Here is a 9,668-nt window from a genome sequence, read left to right as displayed (position 1 = left end):
TCCTTCGTTCCTCGGTCAGTGGGATTCGGCGAGCTGCGCGTCGATCTCGGCCCGGACGCGGTCCTCGATCTCCACGGCGATCTGCGCGATGGTCGGCTGCTCGAAGACGACCCGGATCGGCAGGTCGAGGTCGAAGTCCTGCTGCAACCGCGAGACCAGGCGTACGGCAAGGATCGAATGCCCTCCGACGTCGAAGAAGCCGTCGTGCACGCCGGCGGTCTTGCCGAGCAGATCGGCCCAGATCGCGGCGATGCGTTCTTCGGCGGGAGTGCGAGGGGCGACGTAAGTGTCGGTGGCGGTGTCGTCGGGGTCGGGCAGGGCGCGGCGGTCGAGCTTGCCGTTGGCCGTCAGGGGGATCGCGTCCACCTGGACGAAGACGGACGGGATCATGTACTCGGGCAGGGCGTCGGTGAGGTCGGGTGTCTCGCCGACGATGTAGGCGATCAGGCGCTGGTCCTGCTCGGAGACGATGACGGCGGCGTCGGTGATGCCGGGTTGGGCGACGAGTGCGGCGCGTACTTCGCCGAGTTCGATGCGGTAGCCGCGGATCTTGACCTGGTCGTCGATGCGGCCGAGGAACTCGACGGCTCCGTCGTGGCGCCAGCGGGCGAGGTCCCCGGTGCGGTACATCCGGCTGCCCGCGGGGCCGTACGGGTCGGGAAGGAAGCGGCTCGCCGTGCGGGCCGAGTCCCCGGCATAGCCCCGGGCCACGCCCGCGCCGCCGACGAACAGCTCACCGACCGCGCCCACCGGCACCGGACGGAGGTGGGTGTCGAGGATGTGCATGGTCATGTTGGGCAGGGGCCGGCCGATGGGCACGACGCCGTCGAAGGCTTCCAGGAGCGGGAAGACGCAGGTGCCGACGGTGGTCTCGGTGGGTCCGTATTCGTTGAGGACCTTTTCGTCGCCGAGGGTCTGGCGCCAGCGTTCGACGAGGGTGCCGGGGAGTGCTTCTCCGGCGACGACGATCTTGCCGGCGAGGGTGGTGATCTCGTCGTCCGTGAGCTGGCCGGAGAGGATGTCGAGGTGGCCGGGGGTGAGTTTGATGAAGGAGAAGGGGCCTGCGTCTGTCAGTGCGGAGCCCAGTTCGGTGAGTTCGCCGTGGTGGAGCCAGGTGCGTTGTCCGGCGGCGAGGGGTGCCCAGAGGTTGGGGACGACGAGGTCGAAGGCGACGGAGGAGAAGACGGGTGCGCCGCCGGTGCCTGCGGAGGACAGTTCGCGTACGGCCCAGTCGATGTGGTTGATCAGGTTGCGGTGGGTGACCTGGACGCCCTTGGGTCGGCCTGTGGAGCCGGAGGTGAACACGGTGTAGGCGACCGTGTCCAGGTCCACTGGCACGTCGGGGGCCGACTGGGGCAGGTGCGAGAGGTCGTCCTCGACCCGTACGACGGGTACGTCGAACCGGTCGGCGTATGCGGCGGAGGTGACCGCCGTCTGCACGCCGGCGTCCGTGACCATGGACGTGATCCGGCCTGCGGGCAGTACGGGGTCCATGGGCACGTAACCCGCTCCCGCTCGCCACACCGCCAGCAGGCCCACGATCAGGTCGGCCGAGCGGTCCAGCAGGACCGCCACTGACGACTCGGGTCCCACGCCGGTTTCACGCAGCCGGTGGGCGAGACGGTTCGCGCGGGCGTCCAGTTCGACGTACGTCACCGTGGTGCCGTCCGATTCCACGGCCACCGCGTCCGGGTGCCGCTCGACCTGCTCGGCGATCAGCTCCGGCACGGACCGCTGCGGCACCGCCACCCCGGTGTCGTTCCAGAGGCGGAGCAGCCGGTGTTCGTGGACGGTGGTGAGGTCGATCGCGGAGAGCGGGGTGCCCGGGGCGTCGACGACGGCCTGGACGAGGCGGACGAAGTGGTCGGCCATGCGTTCCACCGTCGTGTGCTCGAAGAGCGAGGTCGCGTACTCGAAGGCCCCGGTGAGGGACCCGTCGGAGTGCCGCCAGACGAACAGGGTGAGGTCGGTCTTGGCCACCCGCCAGGCCCCCTGGAAGGCGTCCATGAGGACACCGTCGGCGGCCACCATGGTCGCGCCCTCGTCCTGGAGGTCGAAGGCCACCTGGTAGAGCGGGGTGCGGGACAGGTCCCGGACCGGCTGGAGCTCGTCCACCAGCCGCTCGAAGGGCAGTTCCTGGTGGGCGAAGCCGGAGAGCACGGTGTCCTTGGTGCGGGCGAGCAGTTCGGCGAAGGTCGGGTCGCCGGTCAGGTCGCAGCGCAGCACGAGGGAGTTCAGGAAGAAGCCCACGGTGTCCTGGGTCTCCGGGCGCAGCCGGCCGGTCACCGGGCTGCCGACGCCGAAGTCGTCCTGACCGCTGTAGCGGGCCAGCAGCGCCGCGAACGCGGCGAGCAGGGCGGCGTACGGAGTGGCCCCGTGCTGCCGGCCGATGCCGCTGAGGGCGTCCGCGAGACCGGCGGGCACGGAGAACCGTACGCCCTGGCCGTGTCCGTCGCGGTTGGCCGGGCGGGGCCGGTCCGTGCGCAGCTGGAGTTCGGGCATGCCGCGCAGTGCGGACTTCCAGTAGTCGAGTTCGCGGTCCAGGACGGCGTCGTCGGAACGGGCCGCCTGCCAGGCCGCGTAGTCGCCGTACTGCACGACGGGTGCGGGCAGCGCGTGCGGGCGGTTCCGCGCGGCCGCGGCGCACAGCTCGCGGATCTCCCGCTCCAGCACGACCGTCGACCAGCCGTCGCTGGCGATGTGGTGGACGGTGACGAGCAGGACGGGGCCGCCGAGCGGGACCCGCACCAGCATGGCGCGCCACAGCGGTCCGTCGGTCAGGTCGAAGCCGCGGCGGAACTGTTCGTCGAAGAGCCGCTCCAGCTGGCCCTCGCCGGCGTCCTCGACGCGGAGTTCGACGGGCCGTGCGTCGACGACGACCTGGCGGGGTTCCTCGCCCTGGAGGACGTAGCGGGTGCGCAGGGCCTCGTGGCGCTGCTCCAGGGTGTCGAGGGCGGTGCGGACGGTGGCCTCGGTGGTCCCGGCGGGCAGCCGCAGGAACAGCGGGGCGACCCACTCGGGGCTGCCGGGGTGCATGCGGTCCAGGAACCACAGGCGGTGCTGGCCGAAGGAGAGCGGCAGCGGCACACCGCGGTCCACCGGCACCACCTCGGGCACGGAGGGCCGGGACTCCTCGATGAGGCGGGCCTGCGCCTCCACGGTGGACGCGCCGAACAGACCGCGCAGCTGGACGTCGTCGCCGGACGCCTTGGTGAGGGCGACGGCGAGGCGGGTCAGGACGAGGGAGGAGCCGCCGAGCGCGAAGAAGTCGTCGTGCACGCCGACGTCCTCCACCTGGAGAAGCTGCTCCCACACGTCGGCGACGAGCCGTTCCGCGGGGGTGCGGGGCGCCACCGACGCGGGTGCGTCCCCGGGCGCGGCGGTCTCCCGGGCCGTCGGGTCGGGCAGGGCGGACCGGTCCACCTTGCCGTTGGCCGTCAGCGGGAAGGCGTCCATGGGCACGAACTGGGCGGGGATCATCGGCTCGGGCAGCCGGCGCCGCAGGAAGCCGCGCAGTTCGTCGCGCGGGATGCGGCGGCCCGCCACCAGGTGGGCCACGAGCCGGGTGCCCGTGGCGGCGGTGTACGCCCCGACGACGGCCCCGCGCACATCGGGGTGGGCGTGGAGAGCGGCCTCGACCTCGGCCGGTTCGATGCGGACGCCGTTGACCTTCACCTGGTGGTCGACGCGGCCCAGGTAGGCGAGGCTGCCGTCGGAGCGCCAGCGGGCCAGGTCGCCGGTGCGGTACATGCGGCCGCCGTCGCCGCCGTGCGGGTCGGGCAGGAAGCGCTCCGCGGTCTGCGCCGGGCGCCCGGCGTAGCCGCGGGCGAGGCCGGTGCCGGCGGCGTACACCTCGCCGACGACGCCGATGGGCACGGGGTCGAAGTCCTCGTCCAGCACGTAGACGCGCAGTCCGTCGAGGGGACGGCCGATGGGCACGGCCTCCGTGTGGAGCGCCGGGTCGAACTCCTGGGCGGTGACGTCGACGGAGCACTCGGTGGGCCCGTACGTGTTCCACACCGTGGCGCCGGTCGGCTCGCTCAGGCGGCGGCACAGCTCGGCGTCGAGGGCCTCGCCCGCCGAGAACACCATCCGCAGCCCGGTGCACTGGGCCCAGCCGGGGTCGTCGGTGAGCAGCCGCAGCACCGACGGGACGCCCTGCAACACGGTGACGCGCTGCTCGGCGAGGGTGCGCACCAGCAGCGCCGGGTCGGACTCGGCGCCCGGCGGCGCCATCACCACGGTGCCGCCCGCGACGAGCGGCGCGAACAGCTCCAGGGCGGCGGCGTCGAAGGTGAGGACCGTCTTCATCACCATCCGGTCGTCCGCGCCGAGCCCCTGCCGCGTCACCGTCCAGGACACCCGGTTGGCGATGCCGGCGTGCTCCACCAGCACCCCCTTGGGGCGGCCGGTGGAGCCGGACGTGTAGGTGAGGTAGGCGGCGTTCGCGGGGTCGGCGGCGGGTGGCTCCGGAGCGGTGTCCGGCTGGGCGTCGAGACCCGTCTCCCGGGCGTCCAGGAGCAGCACGGCGCTGTCGTCCAGCCCCGCGGGCGCCGTGCCGCGCGCCGCCAGGACCAGCCGGGCGCCGCTGTCCTCGACCATCCACGCGGTCCGCTCCGCGGGGTGGGCGGTGTCCAGCGGGACGTAGGCGGCGCCCGCCTTCCACACGCCGAGGAGTACGGCGGGCAGGTCGCGCCGGCGGGGGAGACTGACCGCGACCCGGTCCTCCGGGACGACGCCCCGGTCCCTCAGCAGCCGCGCGACGTGGTTCGCGTGCCGGTCCAGCTGCTCGTACGTCAGCGTCCCCTGTGCGTCGTCGACCGCGATGGCGTGGGGGGTACGGGCGGCTTGACGGGAGATCAGTTCGTGCAGCGGGACAGACATCTCTTCTCCAGAGGTGTTGATCAGGTGCGGGTCTGCGGTGCGGGGACGGCCCCTCCGTCAGGACCGTCCCTACGGCGTACGGCGCGCTACGGCGTACGACCGGGCAGGAAGCCCTCGACGAAGGTGCCGGTGCCGCGCGCGCGTGCTTCGTCGCGGACGAAGCGGGCCAGCGCCAGGTCCAGCACGCCCAGGCCGAACGGGGAGAACACCACCGGCCTGCCGTCCCGGGGCACGGGTGCGGCGGTGCCCTTCAGCAGCGCGCCGATGGAGGCGTGGATGAAGTCCCGGCCGCCGGTGTGCTCCTCGGCCAGGTGCGGTGAGGTCTTCTCGCGGCACACGTGGTCGGGGTCGTCGACGACGTTGTGCGAGCCGAGGACCGCGGGCACGGTCAGGTCCCGCAGCGAGACGTGCAGGACGACGGTGCCGGGCGGGCAGGCGTCGAGACCGGTGTGCGGGGTGGCGGCGGTGGTCGCGAAGGACACCAGGTCGTGTGCGGCCAGCGCCTCGTCGAGGCTGTCGCAGTGCCGTACCCGGGCGCCGGGCAGCAGCCGGGCGTGATCGGCGGTGAAGCGGGCGGCGCGCGCCGGGTCCGCGTCGTACACGGCGAGCGAGTCGAGGTGCGGGTGGACGACCGCGAGGAAGCGCAGCACCTCGCGGTTGATGACGCCGGTGCCGACGAGGGTGACGCCGGTGGGCCGGCGCCCGTCGAGCAGGAGCCGCGAGGCGAGGGCGGCGGAGGCGGCGGTGCGCCGGGCGGAGATGAGGGAACCCTCGATCAGGGCCTCGGGGTGCCCGGTCTCCAGGGAGTTCAGCAGGATCGCGGCGCTGGCGCGCTCGTGGCCGCCCGCGACGTTGCCCGGGAAGGACGAGATCCACTTCATGCCGGCGACCTCACCGCCCGGTGCCGTGTCGCCGGCCGCGGTGCCGAGATAGCCGGGGAGGCCGATGATGCGGTCGCGGGGCCGGTCGGGAAAGCGCAGGAAGACGGAGTGCGGCAGTACGGTGCGCCCCTCGTCGTGGCGCTCGTAGGCATCGGCGACGAGGTCGACGATCTCCTTCTCGCGTCCGGTCAGGAGCCCGGCCACTTGCCCGTGTTTGATGATCAGCATGCGCCCACCGCCATGTAGAGATCGGGTTCCTGCCACAGATGGGAGACCTCTCCGAAGTGGGCGCGCACCCAGTCGTCGGAGTAGATCGAGTCGAGGTACCGGTCGCCCCGGTCGGGGAAGACCAGCACGACGTTGCGGCCGGCCGGGATGCGGGCCGCGAACTTGCCGAGCGCGGCGGTGACCGCGCCCGAGGAGCCGCCGGCGAGGATGGCCTCGCGGTTGGTGAGGGTGCGGCAGCCGACCACGCAGTCCAGGTCGGAGACGTGCACCACCTCGTCGGCCAGCGTCGGGTCGAAGAGGGCGGGCCGCACGGCTGCCCCGTGACCGGGCAGCAGCCGCGGCCCGGACGCCCCGCCGAACAGCACGCTGCCCAGTGCGTCCACGCCCACCAGGGTGGTGGGCAGGCGGTGTTCGCGGATGTAGCGGGCGCAGCCGGTGAGGGTGCCGCCGGTGCCCGTGGAGCAGAAGAGGTAGTCGACGCGGCCGTCCAGGGCCTCGGCGATCTCCCGCATGGTCCGCTCGTGCGCCAGCGGGTTGAGGGGATTGGCGTACTGGTTGGGCCAGTAGGCGCCGGGGACGGTCGCGACGAGTTCCCGTACCCGCTTGATGCGTGCCGGCAGGTAGGCGCGCGTCTCGGGGTCGACCTCGGTGACCAGGTCGACGGTGACGCCGTAGGCCCGCAGGATCGCCAGATTCTGCTCGGTGGTCTTCGGGTCGACGACGCAGATGAAGTCGATGCCGAAGTAGCGGCAGATCTGCGCCATGCCGATGGCGAGGTTGCCGGAGCTGGACTCCACCACCGTGGAGCGGCCCGGCACCAGGTCACCGCCGCGGATGCGGCCCAGCAGCATGGAGAGCGCGGACCGGTCCTTGACACTGCCTCCGGGGTTGAACGCCTCCAGTTTGGCGAAGACGCGGGAGCCGAACCGGGGCAGCAGGCCGGTGAGTTCCACCAGAGGCGTGTCGCCGACGCCGTCGAGGATGCCGTTGAGCACGGGAGCGCTCATGAGGCGGCACCGGGGTGGCCGCCGAGGGCGAGCAGGGCCCGCTTGTCGTCGCCGTCGGTGAGCCGGATGCGGCCCAGGGGGCGGTCCGCGTCGTCGACGGCGGCCGTGAGGAACCGTACGTACTGGTCGAACAGCCGCTCCATGGTAGCCCGTTCGAACAGGGCCGTGTCGTAGCGCAGGGCGATCGTGAGGCCCCGGGCGTCACGGGTGACCTCCAGCGACACGTCGCACTGGCCCTCCAAGTGCGGGATCTCCAGATAGGTGACGGTGAGGCCGCCCACCCGCATCGGCACTCCGGCGGCGGCGGCCTCCATGCCGCCGTCGAAACGCTCGGTGGAGACCATCGTCATGGCGATCCGGTACAGCGGCCCGCCGTCACCCGCGTTCCGGGCGACCAGCGGGAACGGATAGGAGGCGCGTGCGGTGGCCTGCCGGATCCGCTCCGCGGCACGGTCGACGACCTCGCCCAGCGTGGCGTCCCCGCTGATCTCCGCGCGCACCAGCACCGGGTTGACGTAGTAGCCGACGACCTCGCGGGCCGCGGAGCGGCGCACCGACGCCGGGCAGGCGACGAGGAAGTCCCGCATGCCCGTCCAGCGGTTCACCAGGCCCTGGAGCGCGCCGAGCGCCACCGCGAACTGGGAGACCTCACGGTCGGCCGCGGTGCGCCGGATGCCCTCCGCCAGCGCGTCGGGCAGCCTGCGCACCAGGCTCGTGCCCTTGCTCGCCGGTACGTCGGGACGGGGCCGGTCGGTGGGCAGTTCGGCGGCCTGCGAGCCGGCGCACTGCGCCCGCCAGAAGTCGGCCTGGAGGGCGCCGCGCGAGGAGTCCAGCAGGGTGCGCTCGGCCGCCACGAAGTGGTCGAAGTCGGTGGCCGGCGGCTCCAGTCGCGGCTCCCGGCCCTCGGCGAGCTCCGCGTAGGCGGCGAGCAGGTCGCGCCAGAGCGTCCACTGGGAAAGGGCGTCGGTGGCGATGTGGTGGGTGACGACGAGGGCCACGGCGTCCTCGGCACGCCGCAGCAGCACGGCGCGGAAGGGGCCTTCGTCGGTCAGGCGGAACGGCGCGGCGACCTCCGCGTCCACCCTCCGGCGCAGCTCCTCGTCGTCGGCTCCGCGCACGTCGCGGACCGTGAGGCGGCCGGTCTCGCCGGGCGGCAGGACCCGGCGGCGCGGTCCGTGCTCGGTGTCCGCGTACACCGAGCGGAGCATGGGGTGCCGCTCGGTGACCGCGTCGACGGCCCGTGCCAGGATCTCGGGGTCGGGCGCCGGCTCCATGCGGACACCTCCCGCGAGGTGGTAGGTGGAGCTGTCGGGGGCCAGACTGTGCAGCAGCCACAGTCCTTCCTGGCCCACCGAGAGGGGCAGCGTCCCGTCCCCGGGGTCCGTGTGGGCCATGGCTCAGACTCCCGCCTTGTACGCCATGAGGAAGTCCGCGACGTCACTGACCCTCAGCAGGTCACCGACCTTGTCGTCGGGCACCGACAGACCGAAGTTTTTTTCGACGGCCGCCAGCAGGTCGATGCGGGTCAGGGAGTCCAGGCCGAGGTTCTCGAAGCTGGCGTCGGCGGTGACCTCGCCCGCCTCCAGGTCCGGGGCGGTGCGCAGGGTGAGGTTGATGATCTCGACGACGATTTCGTCTCTGGTCATGGTCGTTCCTTCTCTGTGTGGAGTGGGCTTGCGCAAGGGCGGGTCGTGGAACGCCGGGCCGCCGTCAGGGCAGGTCGACGACCTGGCCGGCGTAGGTCAGGCCGGCGCCGAAACCGAGCAGCAGGACCTTGTCGCCGGGGGTGGCACGGCCGCTGTCCTTGAGGCGGCTGAGCGCCAGCGGCACGCTGGCCGCCGAGGTGTTGCCGGTGTCGACGACGTCGTTGACGACGCGGTCCTGCGGCAGTCCCAGGTTGTCCGTCAGGGTGCGGATGATCCGGTTGTTGGCCTGGTGCGGCACGAACCAGGCGATGTCCTCCAGGGCGACACCGGCCGCGGCGCACGCCCGGTGGGCCACGTCCGGCATGGTGGCGGTCGACCACTTGTAGACCAGGGGGCCGTTCATGGTGACGTACTCGCGGCCGTCGGCCTTCTCCGTGATGCCGAGCACCTCGTGCCGCGCCCCGTCGCTGCCCCACACCGCCGGGCCGATGCCGGCCGTCTCGGAGCGGGACACCACGGCGGCGCCGGCGCCGTCACCGAAGATGACGAAGGTGTCCGGGTCGTTCGGGTCGATCCACTCGCTGGTCCGCTCGGCGCCGATGACCAGCGCGTGCCGCGCCTCGCCGAGCCGTACCGCGTTGGAGGCCATGGCCAGGGAGTAGGTGAAGCCGGCGCAGACCGCGTTCAGGTCGTAGGCACCGGAGTTGGGCAGGCCGATGCGGCTGGCGACCTCGGGCGCCACCCCGGGCATGCGGACGCGGCGGGTGGCGCTGGCCACGATGGTGAGGTCCACCTCGGCCGGGTCGATGTCGGCCTCGACCACCGCCTTCTCCCCGGCCGCCGCGGCCATCGCGGCGATGGTCTCCTGCTCGTCCGCGTGGTGGCGGGTCCGGATGCCGGTGCGGCTCTCGATCCACTCCGGGGAGACGGTGGTCCGCTGCGACAGTTCCTCGTTGGACACGAGGCGGCTGGGCCGGTAGACCGCGAGGGCGGCTATGCGTGATCCGTGTGTGGTGAGCATC

Annotated in this window: 6 protein-coding genes; all 6 read right to left on the bottom strand. The window is 72.7% G+C overall.

Going from position 1 to position 9,668, the window contains the following annotated elements; genetic code table 11:
- Window positions 1-15 precede the first annotated feature (15 nt).
- The gene (locus B9W62_RS11755) at window positions 16-4,884 is read right to left on the bottom strand and encodes a non-ribosomal peptide synthetase (RefSeq protein WP_087807128.1); all 4,869 of its coding nucleotides are present in this window, start codon (window positions 4,882-4,884) and stop codon (window positions 16-18) included.
- A gap of 86 nt (window positions 4,885-4,970) precedes the next feature.
- Window positions 4,971-5,993 carry a 2,3-diaminopropionate biosynthesis protein SbnB gene (gene sbnB / locus B9W62_RS11750; RefSeq protein ID WP_087807127.1) on the bottom strand — a complete coding sequence of 341 codons (1,023 nt, stop codon included), beginning with the start codon at window positions 5,991-5,993 and terminating at the stop codon, window positions 4,971-4,973.
- The gene (gene sbnA / locus B9W62_RS11745) at window positions 5,987-7,000 is read right to left on the bottom strand and encodes a 2,3-diaminopropionate biosynthesis protein SbnA (RefSeq protein WP_087807126.1); all 1,014 of its coding nucleotides are present in this window, start codon (window positions 6,998-7,000) and stop codon (window positions 5,987-5,989) included. The genes sbnB and sbnA overlap by 7 nt, the downstream gene beginning before the upstream one ends.
- Entirely contained in the window at window positions 6,997-8,394 is a 1,398-nt protein-coding gene (locus B9W62_RS11740) for a condensation domain-containing protein (RefSeq protein WP_087807125.1), read from the bottom strand. The genes sbnA and B9W62_RS11740 overlap by 4 nt, the downstream gene beginning before the upstream one ends.
- A gap of 3 nt (window positions 8,395-8,397) precedes the next feature.
- Window positions 8,398-8,646, bottom strand: a complete 249-nt coding sequence (locus tag B9W62_RS11735) for an acyl carrier protein (RefSeq protein WP_087807124.1) — start codon at window positions 8,644-8,646, stop codon at window positions 8,398-8,400.
- Between the two features lie 64 nt (window positions 8,647-8,710).
- A complete protein-coding gene (locus B9W62_RS11730) occupies window positions 8,711-9,667 on the bottom strand; it encodes a beta-ketoacyl-ACP synthase III (RefSeq protein WP_087807123.1) in 957 nt (318 codons plus the stop codon).
- Window position 9,668 lies beyond the last annotated feature (1 nt).

The organism is Streptomyces sp. CS113 (assembly GCF_002188365.1).
GTDB classification, from domain to species: Bacteria; Actinomycetota; Actinomycetes; order Streptomycetales; family Streptomycetaceae; genus Streptomyces; species Streptomyces tendae.
Note: the sequence above shows the minus strand (reverse complement) of the source record. Positions and strands in the feature narration are given on the sequence as shown.